The organism is Streptomyces sp. XY006, assembly GCF_002237655.1.
Lineage (GTDB): Bacteria > Actinomycetota > Actinomycetes > Streptomycetales > Streptomycetaceae > Streptomyces > Streptomyces levis.
In genome coordinates this window covers 50,171-74,105 of the sequence record NZ_NOKT01000027.1, presented here as the reverse complement: position 1 = coordinate 74,105, position 23,935 = coordinate 50,171, and the positions used below count along the sequence as shown (strand labels likewise).

At 75.0% G+C, this 23,935-nt stretch carries 19 protein-coding genes and 1 riboswitch; of the genes, 16 read left to right on the top strand and 3 right to left on the bottom strand.

Annotated features, from left to right (window positions below):
• Positions 1-206: 206 nt before the first annotated feature.
• The 3 genes from CHR28_RS27970 to CHR28_RS27960 all read right to left on the bottom strand — a co-directional run bounded on the left by CHR28_RS27970 (position 207) and on the right by CHR28_RS27960 (position 3,784).
• The gene (locus CHR28_RS27970) at positions 207-1,607 is read right to left on the bottom strand and encodes a hypothetical protein (protein ID WP_179272587.1); all 1,401 of its coding nucleotides are present in this window, start codon (positions 1,605-1,607) and stop codon (positions 207-209) included.
• Between the two features lie 246 nt (positions 1,608-1,853).
• Complete coding sequence (locus CHR28_RS27965; protein WP_094056469.1) at positions 1,854-2,981, bottom strand: alpha/beta hydrolase; 1,128 nt, start codon at positions 2,979-2,981, stop codon at positions 1,854-1,856.
• Between the two features lie 71 nt (positions 2,982-3,052).
• On the bottom strand, positions 3,053-3,784 hold the full coding sequence (locus CHR28_RS27960) for a class II aldolase/adducin family protein (protein ID WP_094056529.1): 732 nt from the start codon (positions 3,782-3,784) through the stop codon (positions 3,053-3,055).
• Between the two features lie 165 nt (positions 3,785-3,949).
• On the opposite strand from CHR28_RS27960, the gene CHR28_RS27955 reads away from it, so the two are divergent.
• From CHR28_RS27955 to cobC, 16 genes are all read left to right on the top strand, one after another.
• Positions 3,950-4,702: a lysozyme gene (locus CHR28_RS27955; RefSeq protein WP_094056468.1), complete on the top strand. Its 753-nt coding sequence runs from the start codon at positions 3,950-3,952 to the stop codon at positions 4,700-4,702.
• 144 nt (positions 4,703-4,846) lie between these two features.
• A complete protein-coding gene (locus CHR28_RS27950; RefSeq protein ID WP_094056467.1) occupies positions 4,847-6,088 on the top strand; it encodes an inorganic phosphate transporter in 1,242 nt (413 codons plus the stop codon).
• Positions 6,089-6,121: 33 nt separating this feature from the next.
• Positions 6,122-6,343 carry a hypothetical protein gene (locus CHR28_RS27945; RefSeq protein WP_059422310.1) on the top strand — a complete coding sequence of 74 codons (222 nt, stop codon included), beginning with the start codon at positions 6,122-6,124 and terminating at the stop codon, positions 6,341-6,343.
• A gap of 132 nt (positions 6,344-6,475) precedes the next feature.
• Positions 6,476-6,615, top strand: a riboswitch (cobalamin riboswitch).
• Between the two features lie 103 nt (positions 6,616-6,718).
• A complete protein-coding gene (locus CHR28_RS27940; RefSeq protein WP_094056466.1) occupies positions 6,719-7,654 on the top strand; it encodes a cobalamin biosynthesis protein in 936 nt (311 codons plus the stop codon).
• 2 nt (positions 7,655-7,656) lie between these two features.
• On the top strand, positions 7,657-9,165 hold the full coding sequence (locus CHR28_RS27935; protein ID WP_094056465.1) for a cobyric acid synthase: 1,509 nt from the start codon (positions 7,657-7,659) through the stop codon (positions 9,163-9,165).
• Entirely contained in the window at positions 9,162-12,818 is a 3,657-nt protein-coding gene (gene cobN, locus CHR28_RS27930) for a cobaltochelatase subunit CobN (RefSeq protein WP_094056464.1), read from the top strand. The genes CHR28_RS27935 and cobN overlap by 4 nt, the downstream gene beginning before the upstream one ends.
• A complete protein-coding gene (locus tag CHR28_RS27925; RefSeq protein WP_094056463.1) occupies positions 12,815-14,803 on the top strand; it encodes a putative cobaltochelatase in 1,989 nt (662 codons plus the stop codon). The genes cobN and CHR28_RS27925 overlap by 4 nt, the downstream gene beginning before the upstream one ends.
• Entirely contained in the window at positions 14,803-15,402 is a 600-nt protein-coding gene (gene cobO, locus CHR28_RS27920) for a cob(I)yrinic acid a,c-diamide adenosyltransferase (protein ID WP_094056462.1), read from the top strand. The genes CHR28_RS27925 and cobO overlap by 1 nt, the downstream gene beginning before the upstream one ends.
• Positions 15,399-16,814 (top strand): cobyrinate a,c-diamide synthase, encoded by a 1,416-nt coding sequence (locus tag CHR28_RS27915; RefSeq protein WP_094056528.1) that lies wholly within the window; start codon positions 15,399-15,401, stop codon positions 16,812-16,814. Before cobO ends, CHR28_RS27915 begins: the two co-directional genes overlap by 4 nt.
• Positions 16,811-17,542 (top strand): precorrin-2 C(20)-methyltransferase, encoded by a 732-nt coding sequence (cobI, locus tag CHR28_RS27910; protein WP_094056527.1) that lies wholly within the window; start codon positions 16,811-16,813, stop codon positions 17,540-17,542. Before CHR28_RS27915 ends, cobI begins: the two co-directional genes overlap by 4 nt.
• A gap of 53 nt (positions 17,543-17,595) precedes the next feature.
• Positions 17,596-18,414 (top strand): precorrin-4 C(11)-methyltransferase, encoded by an 819-nt coding sequence (gene cobM, locus CHR28_RS27905; RefSeq protein ID WP_094056461.1) that lies wholly within the window; start codon positions 17,596-17,598, stop codon positions 18,412-18,414.
• Complete coding sequence (gene cbiE / locus CHR28_RS27900; protein ID WP_094056460.1) at positions 18,411-19,658, top strand: precorrin-6y C5,15-methyltransferase (decarboxylating) subunit CbiE; 1,248 nt, start codon at positions 18,411-18,413, stop codon at positions 19,656-19,658. Before cobM ends, cbiE begins: the two co-directional genes overlap by 4 nt.
• Positions 19,655-21,355, top strand: a complete 1,701-nt coding sequence (gene cobJ / locus CHR28_RS27895) for a precorrin-3B C(17)-methyltransferase (protein WP_094056459.1) — start codon at positions 19,655-19,657, stop codon at positions 21,353-21,355. Before cbiE ends, cobJ begins: the two co-directional genes overlap by 4 nt.
• Positions 21,352-21,939 (top strand): precorrin-8X methylmutase, encoded by a 588-nt coding sequence (locus tag CHR28_RS27890; RefSeq protein WP_094056458.1) that lies wholly within the window; start codon positions 21,352-21,354, stop codon positions 21,937-21,939. The genes cobJ and CHR28_RS27890 overlap by 4 nt, the downstream gene beginning before the upstream one ends.
• Entirely contained in the window at positions 21,936-22,874 is a 939-nt protein-coding gene (locus CHR28_RS27885; RefSeq protein WP_094056457.1) for a sirohydrochlorin chelatase, read from the top strand. Before CHR28_RS27890 ends, CHR28_RS27885 begins: the two co-directional genes overlap by 4 nt.
• A complete protein-coding gene (gene cobC, locus CHR28_RS27880) occupies positions 22,864-23,919 on the top strand; it encodes an Rv2231c family pyridoxal phosphate-dependent protein CobC (protein ID WP_256984438.1) in 1,056 nt (351 codons plus the stop codon). The genes CHR28_RS27885 and cobC overlap by 11 nt, the downstream gene beginning before the upstream one ends.
• Positions 23,920-23,935: the final 16 nt, after the last annotated feature.

The following is a 23,935-nucleotide window of genomic DNA, read 5'->3' as shown; positions in this document are numbered from 1 at the left end:
GGATACGGGGGCGGGATGGGCGGCTGAGGACGTTCCCGCCGTCTAATGCGCGAGGAGAATGGCCATGGGGGACAGTCTAACGGGGGCGTGCAACCACTTTTTCTGCGTGCGCGTGTTCGGTTCGTCTCGCCGGGGCGGGGCCCTGACGCCGCCGGCGGGCCGGGAGCGGGCCGGACCTGCGGCTCCCGGACCCCAGGGACGGGCGGTCAGCTGCCGCCGGTGTGGACCTGGAAGGCGGCGCGGCGCACGGCCTTGGCGAGGGCCGGGTCGGGGTGGGCGGCGGCGAGCGCGACCAGGACCTGCACGGTGCGCGGATGCCCGACGGCCCGCACCTCGTCCAGCAGCATCGGGACGGTCGGCTGCACGGCGGACTCCAGGTGGCGGACGAGCAGCGGGGCCTCTCCGTGGTCGGCGACGGCGGCGGCGGTGTCCACCCACAGCCAGGTCGCCTCCTCCCGGGTGAGGACCTCGTGGGCGTCCTCCGGGTCGGCGCCGTCGTGCTCGGCCAGCCACAGCAGTGCGTACGGCCGGAGTGTGGGCTCGTCCAGCACGGCGCGCACGTCCGGCTCGGCGGGGGCGCCGACGACGCGCAGCGCCTCGAAGGCGAGGCCGCGCAGCAGGGCGTCCTCGCCGCGCGCGGCGCCGAGCAGTTCGGTGACGGCGCTGCCGACCGGGCGGGCGGCGAGCCAGGCGCGGTACTCGGCGCGGGCCGCGTTCGGGCGCAGCTGGGCGCAGCCGCGGAGCATGTCCTCGGCGCCCTGCTCGATGTTCCCGGCGGGGCTCTGCGCGGCGACGCAGATCTGCTCCAGCTTGACCCAGACCGCCCAGCTGCCGAGCGGGGTGAGCGTGGCCTGGCCGTCGCCGTAGGTGAGGGCGCCGACGGAGGCGAGGGCGCGCAGGGCCCAGTCGAGGAGGGGCGCGAGCGGGGCGTCGGTGGGCTCCGGCTCGGCCGCCGGCTCGGGCTGGGGCCCGTAGGGGATCTCGCAGCGCGCGGTGCGCAGTTCGGTGACGCGCTGCTCCAGGAGGTCGAGGAGCTGTTCGACGGGGACGGGTCCGGCGGACAGCTGGAGGAAGGAGAGCACCTGCGGCATGGCCGAGACGACCTCGGCGACGGCGGCGGGCTCGTGCTCCTCGGGCTCCGGGTGGGCGAGCGACCAGGCGTCGAAGAGGGCGACCCAGCCGCGCAGGACGGCGCTGTCGTCGCGGTTCCAGGCGCGCAGCCGCCAGCCGGGGCGGGCGCTGTCGCCGTGCACCTCGACCAGGCCGGCGAGCCGGGCGGTGTCCCAGTCGGCTCTGACCTGAGCCGGGGTCAGGCCGAGGTCGCGGGCCGCCCGTTCGGCGGTCGCCTGGGAGAGGGTGGCCTTGCCGTCGGCGGTGGCGCTGTCCCCTCCGGGGCCGAGCGCGGCGTCGGCCCAGCGGGCGACGCGGGCCGCGCCGGCCAGACCTGAGCGTGCCATTCTGGCCAGCTCCGCCGGTGCCGGGGTGCCCTCCGGGGGGCGCGGGGCGGGTCGGCGCGAGCGCCGCTGGTTCATCGCTGCGGGGGCGGCGGCCAGGGGTCGCGGGCGGACGAGTCGAAGCCTGGAGTCGCGCGGGATACGGGACGTCACGGGGGCAGTCTTCCGGTTGACGGTCCGAAAACCCAAACGGAATGTCACGGCGGGCGACGGGGATGGCCAAGGCACCGCTCCCGGGAAGGGCGCGAGGGCCGGGAACAGGCCAGTGGTACGGCGCTAAACGGAATCGTCGCGACCGGTCGGTGGGAGACAGGCCCGGAGGTGGTTGCAGGGGGGCGAAGGGGGCGTGAACGGGGGGTGTGTGCGGCCGGGCCCTGGGGCGTCGCGGGTGGAGGCGGGTCACATGAGAGGGGTCAGGAAGCGGCGGAGGGTCTCCTCGTAGGCCTGGGGGTCGGCGTTCCACATGGCTCCGTGGGGGGCGTGGGCGACGGTGCGCAGGGAGACCATGTCGGGGCGGGCGTCGGCGAGCCGGCGGGAGAGCCGCCAGGGGGCGACCGTGTCACCCGGGCCGTGGAAGATCAGGGCCGGCACGCGCAGGCCGTCGTGCGGCACGGGGGCCGTCGCCCGGCCGCCGGGCATGCCGGTGCGGCCCTGCGCGGCGCGCACGGCCAGGGGCAGCAGCGCGCCCGGGGTGCGCCGGGCCGCGGCAAGGGCGCGCAGGGTGGTCTCCCAGCTGAGCACCGGGGAGTCCAGGACGAGCCCGGAGACGCGCTCGCGCAGACCCGAGCACTCGGCGGCGCGCAGGGCCATGGTGGCGCCGGTGGACCAGCCGTGCAGGACGACCTGCCGGGCTCCGTAGCGCGCGGCGTAGCGGATGGCGGCGTCGAGGTCGCGCCACTCGGTCTCGCCGAGGTGGTTCAGGCCGTCGGCCGGGCGGGGTGCGCCGAGGTCGCCGCGGTAGGCGAGGGCCAGCACCGGGAAGCGGCTGCGGTGCCAGAACTCCATGACGTTCAGGGCGAGTTCGCGGGTGGCGCCCAGGCCGTGCACGGCGATCACCCAGGTGTCCCGGGCGCCGGGCACGAACCATGCGGGCAGGGCGCCCAGTTCGCCGGGCACGTCGACGTCGGCGTGGTCGATGCCGAGGGCGGAGCCCGGGTCTCCGACGTACACGTTCGGGGTGAGCCAGGCCTTGTCGCCGGGCCTCAGGGTGCCGTGCGTGACGCTCTCCAGGCGGCGCACGACGGTGTCGGCGGTGTGCGGGGCACCGGCCAGGACGGGTCCGACGATGGCGTGGGAGCCGTCGCCGGACAGGCCGTAGCGGCCGGGCCGCAGGGCGGCCAGGTCCCGGGTGAGGGTGATCTGCCCGGCGGCGGTGCCGTGCACCGTGAGCCGGGGCTCGGTCGGCAGCGGCCGGCCGGCGGGCGCCTTGAGCGCGGCGTCGCTGGCGAGCCGGCCGGCGGCCACCGCGGCGGCCCCGGCCCCTAGCACGGCGGTGACGGCAGCGGCCGTCGCTCTGACAGTGCGCACGGCTCCAGTGTCCCGGCGGCGTCCGCGGGCGACCAGTGGGAGACGGCGGCGGGGTGACGCCGGGCGCCGGGTCAGCGCCGCTGGCCGTAGCCGCGCAGCCGCTCCTCCACCTCCGCCAGCTGCCGCCCGGACAGCAGGCTCGGGGTGAGCCCCGGCACCGACGTGGCGGTGAGCCACAGGCGGCACATCCACTCCAGCTGCGCCGTGCGGTCGTAGGCCTGGTCGAGGGTGGCGCCGTGGGTGACGGTGCCGTGGTTCTGCAGGAGGCAGCCGGAGCGGCCGGCGAGGGCGCGCAGCATGTTCCCGGCCAGCTCGTCGGTGCCGTAGGTGGCGTAGGGGGCGACCCGCACGGGGCCGCCGAGCGCCGCGGCCATGTAGTGGATCAGCGGCAGCTCGGTCACGAGCGTGGACACGGCCGTCGCGTGCACGGCGTGGGTGTGCACCACGGCCCGGGCGTCGGTCGTGCGGTGGACGGCGAGGTGCATGGGCAGCTCGCTGGTGGGGACGAGCGTGCCGAGGACCTGCCGGCCGTCGAGGTCGACGCCCGTCACCTCTGCGGGCGTGAGGCGGTCGTAGGGCACGCCGGACGGGGTGACCAGGACGGTGTCCCCGACGCGTACCGAGACGTTGCCGGACGTGCCGACGACGAGTCCGTCCGCGACCGTGCGGCGGGCCGTCGCGACGAGTTCCTCCCAGGCGCGGGCCTCCTCGGGGCGGGCGCTCCTGCGCGGCCCCTCCCCCGTGTCCGGTCCGCCGCCCCGGACGTCCCGCGTGTCCCGCTCGTCGTCTCGCCGCTCAGCCATGCCGCGATCCTGCCAGGCGGAGGCCCGGCGCGGCGGGGTGCGGGGGCGGCCGGGGCCGGAACCGGCCGCCGGGAGCCGCACGTCCGGAGCGCTCCGGACATTCGATGATCTTCGAGTACTCTCTGGGGGATTTGTCGCGCACGCCGCCATTCCGGGGGGAACCACATGGCCCGTGACCACGCACCGACCCGTCGCCGCGGACGCTTGCTCGCGGTGTACGCCGCAGCACTCGCCCTCGGCGTGACCACGCTCGCCGATGCGCCCGCCGCGGCGGCGAGCCGCACGCGGGGGCACGACGTCTCGTCCCATCAGAGGACCGTCGACTGGCCGGGCGCGCGGGCGAAGGGCGCCGCGTTCGTCCACGTCAAGGCGACCGAGTCGACCAGCTATCGCAACCCCTACTTCCGCGGCCAGTACGACGGAGCGCGCGCCGCCGGACTGCTGCGCGGGGCCTACCACTTCGCGCTGCCGGACCGGTCCTCGGGGCGGGCGCAGGCGGCGCACTTCGTACGCAGCGGCGGGGGCTGGAGCGCGGACGGCCGGACGCTGCCGCCCGCGCTCGACATCGAATACAACCCGAACGACAGGAAGCGCGGGTGCTACGGCCTGAGCAAGGCGCGGATGGCCGGCTGGATCATGTCCTTCAGCGACGAGGTGGCGCGGCTGACCGGCCGCCGCCCGGTGATCTACACCACGACCCACTGGTGGAACACGTGCACCGGGGGCAGCCGCGCCTTCGCCGCCGACCATCCCCTGTGGATCGCCCGCTACGACGCGGCGCACCCGGGCGCCCTGCCGGCCGGCTGGTCGACCTGGACCTTCTGGCAGCACGACAACGGCGGAGGCCCTCTGCCGGGTGACCAGAACGTGTTCCGCGGGTCACTCGATCGGCTGAAGAGGTTCGCGCGGGGAGCCTAGGCGGAGGGGGTGTGGGGAGCCTGACAGCAGGCGGAACGCCGAACCCCCGTTGTGGACACCCATGCGCCCCTCCCAGTTCATCTTCCGTTCACTCGGGTTACCTACGTTCGTCCAGCCAATGACCTCGAACGATTGCCTGGGTAAATGGAAAGCTTCTCGCTGATCCTCGCGATTGTGGTGGTAACCGCACTCGCGTTCGATTTCACGAACGGTTTCCACGACACCGCGAACGCGATGGCCACGACCATTTCCACGGGCGCCATGCGGCCGAAGGCCGCGGTCGCCATGTCCGCGGTCCTGAACCTGGTCGGCGCCTTCCTGTCCGTCGAAGTCGCCAACACGATCTCCAAGGGCCTCGTCGACGAGGCCGGCATCCGTCCCGAAGTCATCTTCGCCGCCCTGGTGGGCGCGATCCTGTGGAATCTGCTGACGTGGCTGGTCGGCCTGCCGTCCAGCTCCTCGCACGCCCTCATGGGCGGTCTGATCGGCGCCACGATCGCGTCGGCGGGCGTCGGCGCGGTGCACGGCGACGTGCTGGTGACCAAGGTGCTGATCCCGGCGATCGCCGCCCCGCTGGTGGCGGGCCTCGCGGCGATGCTGGCCACGCGGCTGACGTTCTCCCTGGGCCGCAAGGCCGAGGGCAAGGCGTCCGAGAAGGGCTACCGGGCCGGCCAGATCGCCTCGGCGGGCCTGGTCTCCCTGGCGCACGGCACCAACGACGCGCAGAAGACCATGGGCGTCATCACCCTGGCCCTGGTCGCCGGCGGCGCCGTGGCGCCCGACTCGGACCCTCCCACGTGGGTCATCCTGTCCGCGGGCGTCGCGATCGCGCTCGGCACCTACCTGGGCGGCTGGCGCATCATCCGCACCATGGGCAAGGGCCTGACCGACCTCCAGCCGCAGCAGGGCTTCGCCGCCCAGACCAGCGCGGCCACGGTCATCCTGGCCTCCTCGCACCTCGGTTTCTCCCTCTCCACGACCCACTCCGTGTCCGGTGCGGTCATGGGCGCCGGTCTCGGCCGCAAGGGCGGTGTCGTGCGCTGGTCGACGGCGACGCGGATGTTCGTCGCCTGGGGCCTGACCCTGCCGGCCGCCGCCCTGGTGGGCGCGCTCGCCGAGTACGTCACCGGCTTCGGCGACTGGGGCACCGCCGTGGTGGCCGTCTTCCTCGTCGCCTCCTCGGCGGCCATCTGGAAGATCTCCCGGCGTGAGGTCGTCGACCACACCAACGTCAACGACACCGCCGCCGACGAGGAGCCGGCCGGCGTGGTGACCACGGCGATGGCCGCGGTGACGCCGCCGCCCGCGGGCACCACCGCCGACGCGCCGCCCATCCCGGCCCAGGCGACCGCCGAGCGGACGCACTCCACGACCACCACGGTCTGACCCCGCCCACCGGTTAACAAGGAAGAAGCAGAGATGAAGATCGACTGGGCGGCCCTCGGCTCCGTCTTCGGCGTCAGCCTCGTGGTCACCGTGGCCCTCGTCGGCCTGTTCACCCTCGGCATCACCGGCCTGTCGCGCCGCGAGCGTGCGGTGGCGCAGGGCGGGTCCGCCGGCCTCGCGGTGACGGGCGCGTACGCCTGCTTCGCGGCGTGCGCGGCGGCCGTGGGGTACGGCATCTACCTGATCGTGGCCTGACGGCCCGAACGCACCGCGTGTCCGCCGGGCGGCACGGGACCTCGGTCCCGTGCCGCCCGGTCGTCGTGTGCGCGTGGGGGCCGGTGTGGGGTTCTCCACACTCTCCCCGCGCAGGTCAAGGGCAAGTTGACGGCGGTTCGCGCCCGTGGTGGACTTCCGGGGCCAGTACGGCGGCAGGAGAGGAAGCCGGTGTGAGTCCGGCGCGGTCCCGCCACTGTCACCGGGGTAGCCATCCCCCGGGAGCCAGGAACTCTCACCGCCGGTCACGTCGAACCAGGGCGCGGACACCCTGAGTGAGGACACGTATCGCCATGCGCGGCTGCCGATCGAGGTTCAGCACCCCACCCCTGCCTGCCCTGTTGGGCGGCTGAGCCCATGGGTGCCGGTCGCGTCTTCGCGTACGGTGCCGCCGCCGGCCTGATCGGTGACCTGCTGCTCGGCGACCCCCGCCGGGGGCATCCGGTCGCCGCGTTCGGGCGGGCCGCGGCTGCCGTGGAACGGGTGCTGTGGCGGGACCACCGCGGATGGGGCGCGTTGCACGCCGGAGTGTGCGCGGGAGGCGCCGTCGCCCTCGGGGCCGTCGCCGAGCGCGCCGTGCGCTCCTCCCCCGTCGCCTCCGTCGCGCTCACCGCCGCCGCCACCTGGGCGGTGGTCGGGGGCACTTCGCTCGCCCGGGAGGCCCGGGCCATCGGGCGTGCCCTGGAGGCGGGGGACGTGGAGGCGGCCCGGGCACGGCTGCCTCATCTGTGCGGGCGCGATCCGCAGGCCCTCGACGCCGACGGGATCGCCCGGGCCGTGGTCGAGTCCGTCGCCGAGAACACCTCCGACGCGGTGGTCGGGGCGCTGGTGTGGGGGGCCGTCGGCGGAGTGCCGGGCCTGCTCGGCTTCCGGGCCGTCAACACCCTGGACGCCATGGTCGGGCACAAGTCGGCCCGATACCGGCGCTACGGGTGGGCCTCCGCGCGTCTCGACGACCTCGCGGGGTGGCCCGGCGCGCGGCTGACGGCCGTGCTCGCGGTGCCGGCCGGGCCGGATCCGCGCGGGGCCGTGCGCGCCTGGCGGGCCGACGCGGCGAAGCATCCCAGTCCCAACGCCGGGCCCGTGGAGGCCTCGTTCGCGGGGGCGCTCGGGGTGCGGCTGGGCGGGACGCTGTCGTACGGCGGGCGGGTGGAGCACCGGCCCGTGCTGAACAGCGGCGGGCGGGCCGTCGTCCGGCGCGATGTCGAACGGGCCGTGCGGCTCTCGCGGCGCGTCACCTGGCTGGCGCTCGGGGTGTGCGCCGGCGCGCGGTTGCTGAAGAGGGGGAAGTGAGCATGAGCGGTGGGCTTCTCGTCGCCGGGACCACCTCCGACGCGGGCAAGAGCGTCGTGACGGCCGGGATCTGCCGGTGGCTGGTGCGCCAGGGCGTCAAGGTCGCGCCCTTCAAGGCGCAGAACATGTCCCTGAACTCGTTCGTGACGCGGGAGGGCGCCGAGATCGGGCGGGCGCAGGCCATGCAGGCACAGGCCTGCCGCGTCGAGCCGACCGCGCTGATGAACCCGGTGCTGCTCAAGCCCGGGGGCGAGCAGAGCAGTCAGGTCGTGCTGCTGGGCAAGCCGGTGGGTGAGCTGAGCGCGCGCGGCTATCACGGCGGGCGGCAGCAGAAGCTGCTCGGAACGGTGCTGGACTGTCTGGAGCAGTTGCGGGGCACGTATGACGCGGTGATCTGTGAGGGGGCCGGTTCTCCCGCCGAGATCAATCTGCGGCGGACGGACATCGTCAACATGGGCATCGCCCGCAACGCCGGGCTTCCGGTGCTCGTCGTCGGCGACATCGACCGGGGCGGGGTGTTCGCCTCGTTCTTCGGGACGGTGGCGCTGCTGTCGCGCGAGGACCAGAGTTGCGTCGCCGGGTTCCTGGTCAACAAGTTCCGCGGGGACGTCTCCCTGCTGGAGCCGGGCCTGGACATGCTGCACGGGCTGACGGGGCGGAGGACGTACGGCGTGCTGCCCTTCCGGCACGGGCTCGGGATCGACGAGGAGGACGGGCTGCGCGTGTCCCTGCGGGGCGCCGTGCGGGAGTCGGTCGTCGCGCCGCCGCTCGGCGAGGACGTGCTGCGCGTCGCCGTGTGCGCCGTGCCGCTGATGTCCAACTTCACCGACGTGGACGCCCTGGCCGCCGAACCGGGCGTCGTGGTGCGGTTCGTGGACCGGCCGGAGGAGCTGGCCGACGCCGATCTGGTCGTCGTGCCCGGCACCCGCGGGACGGTCCGGGCGCTGGACTGGCTGCGGGAGCGGGGGCTCGCCGACGCCCTGGCCCGCAGGGCCGCCGAGCAGCGGCCCGTGCTCGGCGTCTGCGGCGGCTTCCAGATCCTCGGGGAGCACATCGAGGACGACGTGGAGAGCCGCCGGGGGCACGTCGACGGGCTCGGGATCCTGCCCGTGCGGGTGCGGTTCGCCCGCGAGAAGACCCTCACCCGGCCGGAGGGCGAGGCCCTCGGCGAGCGGGTCGAGGGCTACGAGATCCACCACGGGGTCGCCGACGTCACCGGCGGCGAAGCCTTCCTGGACGGCTGCCGGGTCGGCCAGACCTGGGGCACGCACTGGCACGGCTCGCTGGAGTCGGACGGCTTCCGGCGGGCCTTTCTGCGCGAGGTGGCGGCCGCCGCGGGCCGCCGCTTCGTGCCCGCGCCGGACACCTCGTTCGCCGCGCTGCGCGAGGAGCAGCTCGACCGGCTCGGCGACCTGATCGAACAGCACGCGGACACCGACGCGCTGTGGCGGCTCATCGAGTCCGGCGCGCCGCAAGGACTGCCCTTCATTCCACCGGGAGCACCCGCATGAGCACTGTGTTGTTGTTGTCGACCGCCGACACGGACCTGCTGGCGGCCCGCGCCGCCTCCGGTGCCGACTACCGGATCGGCAACCCGACCCGCGTGGACGTCCAAGAGGAGCTCCCGGCCCTGCTGGACGGGGCGTCCGTCGCCGTCGTCCGGCTGCTCGGCGGCAAGCGGGCCTGGGAGGACGGGCTGGCCGCGCTGAAGGCCTCCGGGATCCCGACCGTGCTGCTGGGCGGCGAGGCCGTGCCGGACGCGGAGCTGATGGCCGAGTCGTCCGTGCCGGCCGGTGTCGTCGCCGAGGCGCTGAAGTACCTCGTGGAGGGCGGGCCGGAGAACCTCACCGAGCTGGCCCGGTTCCTGTCCGACACGGTGCTGCTCACCGGCGAGGGCTTCGCCGCGCCGCAGAAGATGCCCGAGTACGGCGTCCACGGCGAGCGGGCCCGCCACGAGGGCCGCCCGACCGTCGGCGTGCTCTTCTACCGGGCCCACGAACTGAGCGGCAACACCGCCTTCGTGGACACCCTGTGCGACGCGATCGAGGCCCGCGGCGCCAACGCCCTGCCGGTCTACTGCGGTTCGCTGCGCGGCGCGGACGAGGGGCTGTACGAGATCCTGGGCCGGGCGGACGCCCTGGTCGCCACCGTCCTGGCCGCCGGCGGCACGCACGCCTCGCAGGCCTCGGCGGGCGGCGACGAGGAGGCCTGGGACATCGGCGCCCTCGCCAGGATGAACGTCCCCGTGCTGCAGGGGCTGTGCCTGACCTCCTCGCGGCAGGCCTGGGAGGAGTCGGACGCCGCCCTGTCCCCCATGGACGCCGCGATGCAGGTGGCGATCCCGGAGTTCGACGGGCGGCTGATCACCGTGCCGTTCTCCTTCAAGGAGCAGGGCCCGGACGACGTGCCCGTGTACGTGGCCGACCCGGAGCGGGCCGCGCGGGTCGCCGGCATCGCCGTGCGGCACGCCCGGCTGAAGCACAAGGAGAACGGCGACAAGAAGCTCGCGCTGGTCTTCACCGCCTACCCGACCAAGCACTCGCGGGTCGGCAACGCGGTCGGGCTGGACACGCCGGCCTCGGCGGTGCGGGTGCTGGACGCGCTCCGGGGCGCCGGGTACGCCGTCGACGGGTACCCGGACAACGGCGACGAGCTGATCCACCGGCTGATCGAGGCCGGCGGGCACGACGTGGAGTGGCTGACGGAGGAGCAGCTCGCCTCGGCGCCCGCGCGCGTGCCGCTGGCGGACTACCGGGCCTGGTTCGACAAGCTCGACCCGGAGCTGAGGGACGCCATGACCGAGGCGTGGGGTGAGCCGCCGGGCAGCCTCTACGTCGACGGGGACGACATCGTGCTGGCGTCCCTGCAGTTCGGGAACGTCGTGGTGATGATCCAGCCGCCGCGCGGCTTCGGCGAGAACCCGATCGCGATCTACCACGACCCGGACATGCCGCCCTCGCACCACTACATGGCGGCCTACCGCTGGCTGGAGAACAGCTTCGGCGCCGACGCGATCGTCCACATGGGCAAGCACGGCACCATGGAGTGGCTGCCCGGCAAGGGCCTCGGGCTCAGCGGCGGCTGCGCCCCGGACGCCGTGCTCGGTGAGCTGCCGCTGATCTACCCGTTCATCGTCAACGACCCCGGCGAGGGCACCCAGGCCAAGCGCCGCGGCCACGCCACCGTCGTCGACCACCTCGTGCCGCCGATGGCCCGCGCCGACACCTACGGCGACCTGGCCAAGCTGGAGCAGCTCCTCGACGAGTACGCGCTCGTCTCCGACCTGGACCCGGCCAAGGCCCCGGCCGTGCGGGCGCAGATCTGGACGCTGGTGAAGGCGGCCGAGCTCCACCACGACCTGCACGTGGACGAGCAGCCGGACGACGAGGCGTTCGACGAGTTCGTCATGCACATCGACGGCTATCTGTGCGAGATCAAGGACGTGCAGATCCGCGACGGCCTGCACATCCTGGGCGGCGGGCCGGTCGGTGAGCCGCGCGTCAACCTGGTGCTGGCCGTGCTGCGCGCCTCGCAGGTGTGGGGCGGGCAGGCCAACGCGCTGCCGGGCCTGCGGGCCGCGCTGGCGGAGCACTTCGGGCTGGTGGAGAAGGAACTGCTGGCCGAGCCGGGCGCCCCGGTGAAGGTGCCCGTCGAGCTGACGGACCTGGTCGACGGGCCGTCCCGCAGCGCCGCCGACGCGATCGACCTGCTGGAGCAGCTGTGCCGGCGGATCGCGGAGGGCATGGAGGAACGCGGCTGGGCGGTCGCCGAGAGCGCGCCGCTGGTGCGCGAGGTGCTCGGCGCCGAACTGCCCGACGCCGTCGCCGTGCTGGAGTTCGCCTGCACCGAGGTCGTGCCCCGGCTGGCGCGCACCACCGACGAGATCGGGCACATCCTGCGTGCCCTGGACGGCGGTTACGTCCCGGCCGGCCCCTCCGGCTCGCCCACCCGCGGTCTGGTCAACGTCCTGCCGACGGGCCGCAACTTCTACTCCGTCGATCCCAAGGCGATCCCATCCCGGCTCAGCTGGGAGGTGGGGCAGTCGCTCGCGGACTCGCTGGTGCAGCGCTACCTCCAGGACAACGGGGAGTACCCGAAGTCCGTCGGCCTGACGGTGTGGGGCACCTCCGCCATGCGCACCCAGGGTGACGACATCGCCGAGATCCTGGCGCTGCTGGGCTGCCGGCCGGTGTGGGACGACGCCTCGCGCCGGGTGACCGGGTTCGAGGTGATCCCCCTGGCGGAGCTCGGCCGGCCGCGCATCGACGTCACGGTCCGCATCTCCGGCTTCTTCCGGGACGCGTTCCCGCACGTCGTGGGGCTGATCGACGACGCCGTGCGGGCCGTGGCCGAGCTGGACGAGCCGGCCGAGTCCAACCACGTCCGCGCCCACGCCGACGAGGACACCGCCGAGCACGGCGACCGGCGCCGCGCCACCGCCCGGATCTTCGGCTCCAAGCCGGGGGCGTACGGGGCGGGCCTGCTGCCGCTGATCGACGCCCGCAACTGGCGTTCGGACGCGGACCTCGCCGAGGTGTACGCGGTGTGGGGCGGCTACGCCTACGGCCGGGGGCTCGACGGGCGGGCCGCGCGCGGGGACATGGAGACGGCGTTCAGGCGGATCGCGGTCGCCGCGAAGAACGTCGACACCCGCGAGCACGACCTGGTCGACGCCGACGACTACTTCCAGTACCACGGCGGCATGGTCGCCATGGTCCGCCACCTCACGGGCGCGAGCCCCGAGGCGTACGTCGGCGACTCGGCCACGCCGGACCAGGTCAAGACCCGCACGCTGGGCGAGGAGACGCACCGGGTGTTCCGCGCCCGGGTGGTCAACCCGCGCTGGATGGCGGCCATGCGGCGGCACGGCTACAAGGGCGCCTTCGAGATGGCGGCGACCGTGGACTACCTGTTCGGGTACGACGCCACGGCCGGGGTCGTGGACGACTGGATGTACGAGAAGCTCAGCGCCGAGTACGTCTTCGACCCGGAGAACCGGGACTTCATGAAGAAGTCCAACCCCTGGGCGCTGCGCGGCATCACCGAGCGGCTGCTGGAGGCGGCCGAGCGGGGCCTGTGGGCCGAGCCGGACGCGGAGACGCTGGAGCGGCTGCGCGCCACCTACCTGGAGCTCGAAGGCGACTTGGAGGGCGACGACAAGTGACCACCCCGTTTCCGTTCACGGCCGTCGTCGGCCAGGACGACCTGCGGCTCGCGCTGCTGCTGAACGCCGTGTCGCCGGCGGTCGGCGGTGTGCTGGTGCGCGGCGAGAAGGGCACCGCCAAGTCGACGGCGGTGCGGGCCCTGTCGGCGCTGCTGCCGGCGGTCCCGGTCGTCCCCGGCTGCCGTTTCTCGTGCGATCCCGCCTCCCCCGACCCGGGGTGCCCGGACGGGCCCCACGAGACCGGCGGCGGTGTGGAGCGGCCCGCCCGCATGGTGGAGCTGCCCGTCGGCGCCTCCGAGGACCGGCTCGTGGGCGCGCTGGACATCGAACGGGCCCTGGCGGAGGGCGTGAAGGCCTTCGAGCCCGGCCTGCTCGCCGACGCGCACCGCGGGATCCTCTACGTCGACGAGGTCAACCTCCTCCACGACCATCTGGTCGACCTGCTGCTGGACGCCGCCGCGATGGGCGCCTCGTACGTCGAGCGCGAGGGCGTCTCCGTACGGCACGCCGCGCGGTTCCTGCTCGTCGGCACGATGAACCCCGAGGAGGGCGAGCTGCGGCCGCAGTTGCTCGACCGGTTCGGGCTGACCGTCGAGGTCGCGGCCTCGCGGGAGCCGGACCAGCGCGTGGAGGTCGTGCGCCGGCGGCTGGCCTACGACGACGACCCGGCCGCCTTCGCGGCCCGCTGGGCCGAGGAGGAGGCCGCCGTACGGGCCAGGATCGTGGCGGCGCGCGCGCTGCTGCCGTCGGTGCGGCTGGGCGACGGGGCGCTGCGGCAGATCGCGGCGACCTGCGCGGCCTTCGAGGTGGACGGCATGCGCGCGGACATCGTGATGGCCCGGACCGCGACCGCGCTGGCGGCCTGGGCCGGGCGGACGGACGTGCTCGCCGAGGACGTCCGGCAGGCGGCGCTGCTCGCGCTGCCGCACCGGCGGCGGCGCAACCCGTTCGACGCGCCCGGGCTGGATGAGGACAAGCTGGACGAGACGCTGGAGGAGTTCGGCGGCTCACAGGACGACGACCCGGACCCCGGGCCGGACGGGCCCGGCGGGGGCGGCGGACAGCCGGACCCCGGCGAGGGCCCCGAGGGCGGTGACACCGGCGCGCGGCCCGAGGCCGGGGAGGGCGGGCAGCCGCAGCCCTCGGGAGGCGGCGAGCAGTCGCCCGTACGGGCCGCCGAGCCGTTCAAGGCCAAGGTGCTGAGCGTGCCCGGGATCGGCGAGGGCGTGGCCGGGCGGCGCTCACGGGCGCGGACCGAGCACGGGCGGACCACCGGGGCCAGGCGGCCGCAGGGCGCGCTCACCAAGCTGCACCTGGCGGCGACCGTGCAGGCCGCGGCACCGCACCAGCGGGCGCGCGGGCGGTCCGGGCCGGGTCTGGTGGTCCGCCGGGACGATCTGCGGCAGGCCACCCGCGAGGGGCGCGAGGGCAATCTCGTGCTGTTCGTGGTGGACGCCTCCGGGTCGATGGCGGCCCGGCAGCGGATGAGCGCCGTGAAGGGCGCCGTGCTGTCGCTGCTGCTGGACGCCTACCAGCGGCGGGACAAGGTGGGTCTGGTGACCTTCCGGGGCACGGGCGCGGACGTGGCGCTGCCCCCGACCTCGTCGGTGGACGCGGCGGCGGCCCGGCTGGAGTCGCTGCCCACGGGCGGACGGACGCCGCTCGCGGCGGGGCTGCTGCGGGCGCACGACGTGCTGCGCGTGGAGCGGCTGCGGGATCCGGCGCGCCGGCCGCTGGTCGTGGTGGTGACGGACGGGCGGGCCACAGGCGGCCCGGAGCCGGTCGCCCTGGCCGGGCGCGCGGCACGGCTGTTCGCGGCCGACGGAGTCGCCTCGGTCGTCGTGGACTGCGAGTCGGGGCCGGTGCGCCTGGGGCTGGCCGGGCAGCTCGCGGGTGAGCTGGGCGGTACGGCCGTGACCCTGGACGAGTTGCGGGCGGACTCGATCGCCGGGCTGGTGAAGGACGTACAGAGGAGGGCCGCGTAATGCCGCAGGGACAGCCGAGTGTGGTGCCGGACGACGGTCTGACGACCCGGCAGCGGCGCAACCGGCCGCTGGTCGTGGTGCACACGGGCATCGGCAAGGGCAAGTCCACCGCCGCGTTCGGGCTCGCGCTGCGGGCCTGGAACCAGGGGTGGCCGATCGGGGTGTTCCAGTTCGTCAAGTCGGCGAAGTGGAAGGTCGGCGAGGAGAACGCGCTGCGGGTGCTCGGCGCCTCCGGCGAGGGCGGCACCGTCGACTGGCACAAGATGGGCGAGGGCTGGTCCTGGGTGCAGCGCGATGCCCAGATGGACAACGAGGAGAAGGCCCGCGAGGGCTGGGAGCAGGTCAAGCGGGACCTGGCGGCCGAGACGTACAGGCTGTACGTGCTCGACGAGTTCGCGTACCCGATGCACTGGGGGTGGGTGGACACGGACGAGGTGATCTCCGTGCTGCGGGAGCGGCCCGGGACGCAGCACGTCGTCATCACCGGGCGGAACGCACCCGGCAAGCTCGTGGACTTCGCCGATCTCGTGACCGACATGTCCAAGGTCAAGCACCCGATGGACGCGGGCCAGAAGGGCCAGAGAGGCATCGAGTGGTGAGTGCTTCGGTTCCCCGGCTGGTCATCGCCGCGCCCTCCTCGGGCAGCGGCAAGACCACCGTCGCCACGGGGCTGATGGCCGCGTTCGCCGCGCGGGGGCTCGCCGTGTCCCCGCACAAGGTCGGGCCGGACTACATCGACCCCGGGTACCACGCGCTCGCGACCGGGCGGGTGGGACGGAACCTGGACGCCTACCTGTGCGGGCCCGAGCTGGTCGGGCCGCTGTTCCTGCACGGGGCGCGGGGGTGCGACATCGCCGTCGTCGAGGGCGTGATGGGGCTGTACGACGGGGCCGCGGGCGAGGGGGAACTCGCGTCCACGGCCCATGTCGCGAAGCTGCTCGGGGCACCGGTGGTGCTGGTCGTGGACGCGTCGTCGCAGTCCCGGTCGGTGGCGGCGCTGGTGCACGGGTTCGCGTCCTGGGACCCGGAGGTGCGGATCGGGGGCGTGATCCTGAACAAGGTCGCCTCCGACCGGCACGAGGAACTGCTGCGGGAGGCGCTGGAGCAGGCCGGGGTGCCGGTGCTCGGGGTGTTGCGGCGCGCTCCGCAGGTGGACACGCCGTCGCGGCATCTGGGGCTGGTGCCGGTCGCCGAGCGGCGGACGGCCGCGGTGGAGGCGGTTGCGGCCATGGCCGCGCAGGTCTCCGACGGTTGCGACCTGGGCGCGTTGGAAGCACTGGCACGTGCAGCCGGTGCCGTACCAGGGGGCTCCGCCCCCTGGACCCCCGCCTCGCCCGCCCACCACCCGACCCGGTCGGACGAAGGGCTGACGCCCTCCTCCGGCCCGGCTCCGTCGGACAAGCGGCGCGCGCCCGTCGTCGCCGTCGCCGGCGGGTCCGCCTTCACGTTCTCCTACGCCGAGCACACCGAACTGCTCACCGCCGCCGGGGCCGAGGTCGTCACCTTCGATCCGCTGCGGGACGAGGAACTGCCCGAGGGGACCGCCGGGTTGGTGATCGGGGGCGGGTTCCCCGAGGTGTACGCCTCGGAGCTGTCCGCCAACGAACCCCTGCGCAAGGCCGTCGCCGAGCTGGCGGGAAGCGGTGCTCCCGTCGCCGCCGAGTGCGCCGGGCTGCTGTATCTGTGCCGGGAGCTGGACGGGCTGCCGATGTGCGGGGTGCTGGACGCCTCGGCGCGGATGAGCGAGCGGCTCACGCTGGGCTACCGGGACGCCGTCGCGGTCGGCGACAGCGTGCTCGCGGCGGCCGGGACGCGGATGCGCGGGCACGAGTTCCACCGGACCGTCGTGGAGCCGGGGTCGGGGCCGGAGCCCGCCTGGGGCGTCCGCACCCCTCGGCCGCGGGTCGAGGGTTTCGTACAGCGCGGTGTGCACGCGAGTTATCTGCACACGCACTGGGCGTCCGAGCCCGGTGTCGCCCGTCGGTTCGTGGAGAGGTGCCGGACGTCATGAGCAGCAGGCTGGTCGGAGTGGGGGTCGGCCCCGGGGATCCGGAGCTGGTCACCGTCAAGGGTGTCAACGCCCTGCGGGAGGCCGACGTCGTCGTCGTGCCCGTGATGGACACGGGCGAGCGCGGGCGGGCCGAGGCGACCGTGGTGCACTACGTGCCCGAGGAGAAGGTCGTGCGGGTCGTGTTCGCGCTGAACGAGCGCAGCGACCGGGGCCGGCGCGAGGCCGCCTGGGACGCGGCGGGCGCACGCGTCGCCGAGTTGCTGCGGGCGCACGAGGCCGTGGCCTTCGCGACCATCGGCGACCCCAACGTGTACTCGACCTTCACCTACCTCGCGCAGACCGTCGCCGAGCTGGTGCCGGGGACCGTCGTGGAGACCGTGCCCGGCATCACCGCCATGCAGGACCTCGCCGCCCGGTCGGGTGCCGTGCTGACCGAGGGGACCGAGCCGCTCACGCTGGTGCCCGTCACCGCGGGGGCGACCGTGCTGAAGGAGGCCCTGGCCGGGCCGGGCACGGTCGTCGCCTACAAGTTCGGCCGGCAGGCCCACGAGGTCGCCGAGGCGCTGCGCGAGACCGGGCGGCTGGAGGGCGCGGTGTGGGGATCGGCGCTGGGGCTGGCGGAGGAGTCGATCCGCCCGGCCGCCGACCTCGACGGCGCCCCCCTGCCCTATCTGTCGACGCTCATCGCGCCCGCCCGGCGCGAGGGCGGCCGGGGCGGCAAGCTCTGACCCGGCCCCGTCCGTTCATCACCGTCCACCCCCTGTACGAGAGGACCCACCCCATGGCCGACGCCCCCGCCGGCAAAGTGACCTTCGTCGGTGCCGGCCCCGGCGCCGCCGACCTGCTGACGTTCCGCGCCGCGCGCGCCATCGCCGAGGCCGACGTCGTGATCTGGGCGGCCAGCCTGGTGCAGGCCGAGGTCCTCGACCACGCGCGCGAGGACGCGGAGATCCTCGACTCGGCGACCATGTCCCTGGAGGACGTCGTGGCCGTGTACGAGCGGGCCCGTGGCGAGGGTCTGAAGGTGGCCCGCATCCACTCCGGCGACCCGGCCCTGTGGGGCGGCACGCAGGAGCAGCTGGACCGGTGCGCAGAGATCGGCATCGCGACGGAGATCGTGCCCGGTGTGTCGTCCTTCTCTGCCGTGGCGGCGCTGGCGCAGCGCGAGCTGACCATCCCGGAGGTCGCGCAGTCCGTCGTGCTGACCCGGCTCGGCGGCGGCAAGACGCCCATGCCGCCCGGTGAGGAGGTCCGCGAGTTCGCCAAGCACGGCACGACCATGGCGGTCTTCCTGTCCGCCGCCCGCAGCGGGCAGCTGGTGCGGGAGCTGCTGGAGGGCGGCTACCCGACGACGACCCCGGTCGTGGTGGCGTACCAGGCGACCTGGCCGGAGGAGCTGGTCGTGAAGTGCACGATCGGCACGCTGGAGGAGACGGTCAAGGAGCACAAGCTCTGGAAGCACACGCTGTTCCTGGTCGGCCCGGCCCTCGACGCGCACGGCACGCGCTCGCACCTGTACCACCCGGGGCACTTCCACGGCTACCGCAAGGCCGACCCCGAGGCCCGCCGGGCGCTGCGCGAGCGGGGGGCGAGTACGTGATCACGGTGGTCGGCACGGGGACGGGGGCGGCGCCTGCCGACGACGTCCTCGCCGATGTCCTCGCCGCCGCCGAGCTGGTCGTCGGCGGGCGGCGGCATCTGGATGCCGTACCGCTGCCCGACGGCGCCGAACGGGTCGTGCTCGGGCCGCTCGCGCCCGCCCTCGACACCATCGAGGAGTACGTCGGCAAGGACCGCCCGGTGGTGGTGCTGGCCTCCGGCGACCCCGGCTTCTTCGGGATCGTGCGCGTGCTGGCCGAGCGTTTCGGGCCCGAGCGGCTGGACGTGCGGCCCGGAGTGTCGTCCGTCGCCGCCGCCTTCGCGCGGATCGGGCTGCCCTGGGACGACGCCGTGGTGGTGAGCGCCCACGGACGGGAGTTGCGGACGGCCGTCAACGTGTGCCGGGCGCGGGCGAAGACGGCCGTGCTGACCGGGCCGGGGGCCGGTCCGGCCGAGCTGGGCGCCGCCCTGGCCGGCGAGGACCGGGTGCTGGTCGTCGCGTCCGGGCTCGGCTCCGCCGCCGAGCGCGTGGAGCGGGTGACGCCCGGGGAGGCGGCCGCCCGGGACTGGGGCACGGCGGTGAACGTGGTGCTGTGCCTGGACGAGCGGCGGGCGCTCGGGCCGGTGCGGACGGTCGCGGGGCCCGGGGAACGGCCGGCCGGCTGGGCCCTGGACGAGGCGGAGTTCGCGCACCGCGACTCGATGATCACCAAGTTCGAGGTGCGGGCGCTGGCCCTGGCCCGGCTGGGTCCGCGGCCGGGTGACCTGGTGTGGGACGTGGGCGCGGGGTCCGGTTCGGTGGCCGTGGAGTGCGCCCGGCTCGGGGCGGCGGCCGTCGCCGTCGAGAAGGCGCCCGACGGGGTGGAGCGCATCCGTGCCAACGCCGCCGCGCACGGTGTGGACGTGCGCGTGGTGCGGGGCGTGGCGCCGGACGCGCTGGACGGCCTCGCCGACGACCCGGACGCCGTGTTCGTCGGGGGCGGCGGGCGGGAACTGCCGGCGATCGTCGCCGGGTGCGCCCGGCGGGCCCGGCGCGCGGTGGTCGTCGCGATGGCCGCGCTGGACCGGGTGCCGGCCGCGCGCGCGGCCCTGACGGACGCCGGGTTCTCCTGCGAGGGTGTGCTGTTGCAGTCGTCCCGGCTCGCGCCGCTGCCGGGTGATGTGACCCGGCTGGCGGCGACCAATCCGGTTTTCCTGTTGTGGGGCGTCAGAAGGCCCCTGGATCGTGAGGGAGTTGCCCAGTGATCGGCCTCATTTCCGCCACCGCGGCGGGGGCGGCGGCGCGCGACCGGCTGGCCGCGGCGTGGCCGGACCGCACCCGCCTGTACGACGGGCCCGTGGCGGACGCCGTCCGGCGGGCGTTCGCGGAGTGCGAGCAGCTCGTGTGCTTCCTCGCGACCGGCGCGGTCGTGCGGATCGTCGCCCCGCTGCTGGCGGACAAGGCGAGCGACCCGGGTGTGGTGTGCGTCGACGAGGCCGGGCGGTACGCCGTGTCGCTGGCCGGCGGGCACGGCGGCGGCGCCAACGCCCTCGCCCGCGAGGTCGGTGAGGTGCTGGGCGCCGAGCCCGTGGTGACCACGGCGACGGACGCCGTGGACCTGCCCGGCCTGGACACGCTCGGCCTCCCGGTGGAGGGCGATGTCGCCGGGGTCTCGCGGGCCCTGCTCGACGGTGAGCCGGTGGCGCTGCGGGCCGAGGTGGCCTGGCCGCTGCCGCCGCTGCCCGTGGCGGCCGCGGGGGCGTACACGATCCGGGTGACCGACCGGCTCGTCGAGGTGGCGGAGCGCGAAGTGGTGCTCCGGCCACCGTCCCTCGTCGTCGGCGTGGGCGCCTCCTCGGGCGTGCCAGCCGAGGAGGTGCTGGAGCTGGTCGGGTCGGCGCTGCGCGAGGCGGGCCTGTCGGCGCGCAGCCTGGCCGAACTCACCACCGTCGACGCCAAGGCCGAGGAGCCCGGCGTCGTCGAGGCCGCCCGGCGGCTCGGGGTGCCGCTCGTGACGTACCCGGCCGGGGAGCTGTCCGGGGTCGAGGTGCCCAACCCGTCCGACGCGCCCCTGGCCGCCGTCGGCACGCCCTCCGTGGCGGAGGCCTCGGCGCTGCTGCGCGGCGGTGAACTGCTCGTGCCGAAGCGGAAGTCGCGGCGCGCCGACGGCACCCCGGCGATGGCGACCTGCGCCGTCGTGCGGCGGCCCGGGCGCGGGCGGCTCGCGGTGGTGGGGCTCGGGCCCGGCGCCCGGGACCTGCTGACGCCGCGCGCCCGGGAAGAACTGCGGCGCGCCGCCGTGCTCGTCGGGCTCGACCAGTACGTCGACCAGATCCGGGACCTGCTGCGGCCCGGCACGCGCGTGCTGGAGTCGGGGCTCGGGGCCGAGGAGGAACGGGCCCGCACGGCCGTCGCGGAGGCCCGCAAGGGGCAGGCCGTCGCGCTGATCGGCAGCGGGGACGCGGGCGTGTACGCCATGGCCTCCCCCGCGCTCGCCGAGGCCTCCGACGACATCGACGTGATCGGCGTGCCCGGCGTGACGGCGGCCCTGGCGGCGGCCGCGATCCTCGGCGCTCCGCTCGGCCACGACCATGTGTCGATCAGCCTGTCCGACCTGCACACGCCGTGGGAGGTCATCGAGCGCCGGGTGCGGGCGGCGGCCGAGGCGGACATCGTGGTCACCTTCTACAACCCCCGTTCACGCGGCCGCGACTGGCAGCTCCCGAAGGCCCTGGCGATCCTCGCCGAGCACCGCGCGCCCGGGACGCCGGTCGGTGTCGTACGGAACGCCTCGCGGCCGGACGAGTCCAGCCGGCTCACCACGCTGGGCGCGCTCGACCCGGCGACGGTCGACATGATGACGGTCGTGACCGTGGGCAACACGGCGACCCGGGACATCGCGGGGCGCATGGTGACGCCGCGCGGCTACCGCTGGCAGACAGCACAGGAGGGCGCCGAGTGAACCGCGTGGTGCATCCCATCGAGGTGGAGTCCTACCGGCGGCTGCGCGCCCGGCTGGACACCTCGCACTTCCCGCCGCTGACCCGGGCGGTCGTGGAGCGGGTCATCCACTCCGCCGCCGACCTCGACTACGCCACCGACCTCGTCATGGCCGAAGCCGACCTGGTGCAGGCGCACGCCGCGCTGCACGCCGGGGCGCCCGTCGTCGTGGACGTGGAGATGGTCGGGGCGGGCATCACCCGCCGCGAGACCGTCTGCCGGCTGCGGGACGCCGAGGCCGGCCCGGGGCTGACCCGGTCCGCGCACGCGATCCGGCTCGCCTACGAGCAGGTCGGCCCGGGCGCCCTGTGGGTGATCGGCAACGCCCCGACCGCACTGGAGGAACTGCTGACCCTGGACGCCGACCCGGCGCTCGTCATCGGCCTGCCCGTCGGGTTCGTCGGCGCCGTCGAATCGAAGGCCGCGCTGCGCGAGAGCGGGCTGCCCGCCGTGAGCAACGTGTCCGAGAAGGGCGGCTCGGCGGTTGCCGCCGCCGCGCTCAACGCCCTGCTGTACCACCCCACTTCCGCCGAGGAGAAACTGTGACCACCCCGCCCGCCCTGCTCATCGCCGGCCACGGCACCCGGGACGACGCCGGAGCCGAGGCGTTCCGCGACTTCGTACGGGAGCTGGGGGCCCGCCACCCCGAACTGCCCGTCGCGGGCGGCTTCATCGAGCTGTCCCCGCCGCCACTGGGCGAGGCCGTGACCGAACTCGTGGAGCGGGGGGTGCGGCGGTTCGCCGCCGTGCCGCTGATGCTGGTGTCGGCCGGGCACGCCAAGGGCGACATCCCGGCCGCGCTGGCCCGCGAGAAGGAACGGCACCCCGGCATCTCATACACCTACGGGCGTCCCCTCGGCCCGCACCCGGCGCTGCTGAACGTGCTGGAGCGGCGGCTGGAGGAGGCGCTGGGCGCCGGCCCGGGGCGCGCGCCCGGGGACCGGTCCGACGTGACGGTGCTGCTGGTGGGGCGCGGGTCGACGGACCCGGACGCCAACGCCGAGGTGCACAAGGCGGCGCGGCTGCTGTGGGAGGGGCGCGGCTACGCGGGCGTCGAGACGGCGTTCGTGTCGCTGGCGGCGCCGGACGTGCCGAACGGGCTCGACCGGTGCGTGCGGCTGGGCGCGCGCCGGATCGTGGTGCTGCCCTACTTCCTGTTCACGGGCATCCTTCCGGACCGGGTGCGGCAGCAGACGGAGGGCTGGGCCGCCGCGCACCCGGAGGTCGAGGTGCGCTCGGCCGACGTCATCGGTCCCGAGCCGGAGCTGCTGGACCTGGTGTGGGAGCGGTACGAGGAGGCCGTCAAGGGCGATCTGCGGATGAACTGCGACTCGTGCGTGTACCGCATCGCGCTGCCGGGCTTCGAGGACAAGGTGGGGATGCCTCAGCAGCCGCACTTCCACCCGGACGACGACGACCATCACCACGGTCATGGCCACGGGCACGGGCATCACCATGGCGCGCACTCGCATGCGCACTGACAGCGGGCACGACCTGCGCCACCACGGGGACGCGGAGGTCCGGGACGACGGCGGCTCGCTCGTCGACCTGGCCGTGAACGTCCGCGCGGACACGCCTCCGGCGTGGCTGCGGGAGCACATCGCCGCGTCGCTGGGCGGCCTCGCCGCCTACCCGGACGGCCGGGCGGCACGCGCGGCGGTGGCGGCACGGCACGGGCTGCCGGTGGAGCGGGTGCTGCTGACGGCGGGCGCGGCGGAGGCGTTCGTGCTGCTGGCCCGGGCGCTGAAGGTGCGGCGGCCGGTCGTGGTGCATCCGCAGTTCACGGAGCCGGAGGCGGCGCTGCGGGACGCGGGGCACTCGGTCGGGCGGGTGCTGCTGCGGGAGGAGGACGGCTTCCGGCTCGGCCCGGCGGCCGTCCCCGAGGACGCGGACCTCGTGGTGATCGGCAACCCCACCAACCCCACGTCGGTGCTGCACCCGGCGGAGGCCGTCGCCTCGCTCGCCCGGCCCGGGCGGGTGCTGGTGGTCGACGAGGCGTTCATGGACGCCGTGCCGGGTGAGCGGGAGTCCCTGGCCGGGCGGACCGACGTGCCCGGTCTGGTGGTGCTGCGCAGCCTGACCAAGACCTGGGGGCTGGCCGGGCTGCGGATCGGGTACGTGCTGGCGGCGCCGGAGACCGTGGCGGACCTGGAGCGGGCGCAGCCGCTGTGGCCGGTGTCGACGCCGGCGCTGGCGGCGGCCGAGGCGTGCGTGGGGCCGCGGGCGGTGGCCGAGGCGGCGCACGCCGCGCACCGCATCGCCGCGGACCGGGCCCACCTCCTGGCGGGCCTCGCCCGCTTCGCCCCGGCGGGGCTGCGGGTGGTCGAGCCCGCGCAGGGCCCGTTCCTGCTGATCCGCCTGGAGCGGGCGGCGACCGTACGCCACCGCCTGCGCGACCTCGGCTACGCCGTGCGCCGCGGGGACACGTTCCCCGGCCTGGACGAGGAGTGGCTGCGCCTCGCGGTACGGGACCGGGCGACCGTGGACGGGTTCCTGCGCGCGCTGGAGAAGGCGCTGGACCACTGACGCCCGGCCCGGGGCG

Coding starts and splice junctions, on each gene's coding strand:
- CHR28_RS27960 (WP_094056529.1), bottom strand. CDS start 3,784: ATGGCTGAGCGGCGAGACGACGAGCGGGACACGCGGGACGTCCGGGGC.
- CHR28_RS27955 (WP_094056468.1), top strand. CDS start 3,950: ATGGCCCGTGACCACGCACCGACCCGTCGCCGCGGACGCTTGCTCGCG.
- CHR28_RS27950 (WP_094056467.1), top strand. CDS start 4,847: ATGGAAAGCTTCTCGCTGATCCTCGCGATTGTGGTGGTAACCGCACTC.
- CHR28_RS27945 (WP_059422310.1), top strand. CDS start 6,122: ATGAAGATCGACTGGGCGGCCCTCGGCTCCGTCTTCGGCGTCAGCCTC.
- CHR28_RS27940 (WP_094056466.1), top strand. CDS start 6,719: ATGGGTGCCGGTCGCGTCTTCGCGTACGGTGCCGCCGCCGGCCTGATC.
- CHR28_RS27935 (WP_094056465.1), top strand. CDS start 7,657: ATGAGCGGTGGGCTTCTCGTCGCCGGGACCACCTCCGACGCGGGCAAG.
- cobN (WP_094056464.1), top strand. CDS start 9,162: ATGAGCACTGTGTTGTTGTTGTCGACCGCCGACACGGACCTGCTGGCG.
- cobO (WP_094056462.1), top strand. CDS start 14,803: ATGCCGCAGGGACAGCCGAGTGTGGTGCCGGACGACGGTCTGACGACC.
- cobI (WP_094056527.1), top strand. CDS start 16,811: ATGAGCAGCAGGCTGGTCGGAGTGGGGGTCGGCCCCGGGGATCCGGAG.
- cobM (WP_094056461.1), top strand. CDS start 17,596: ATGGCCGACGCCCCCGCCGGCAAAGTGACCTTCGTCGGTGCCGGCCCC.
- cobC (WP_256984438.1), top strand. CDS start 22,864: ATGCGCACTGACAGCGGGCACGACCTGCGCCACCACGGGGACGCGGAG.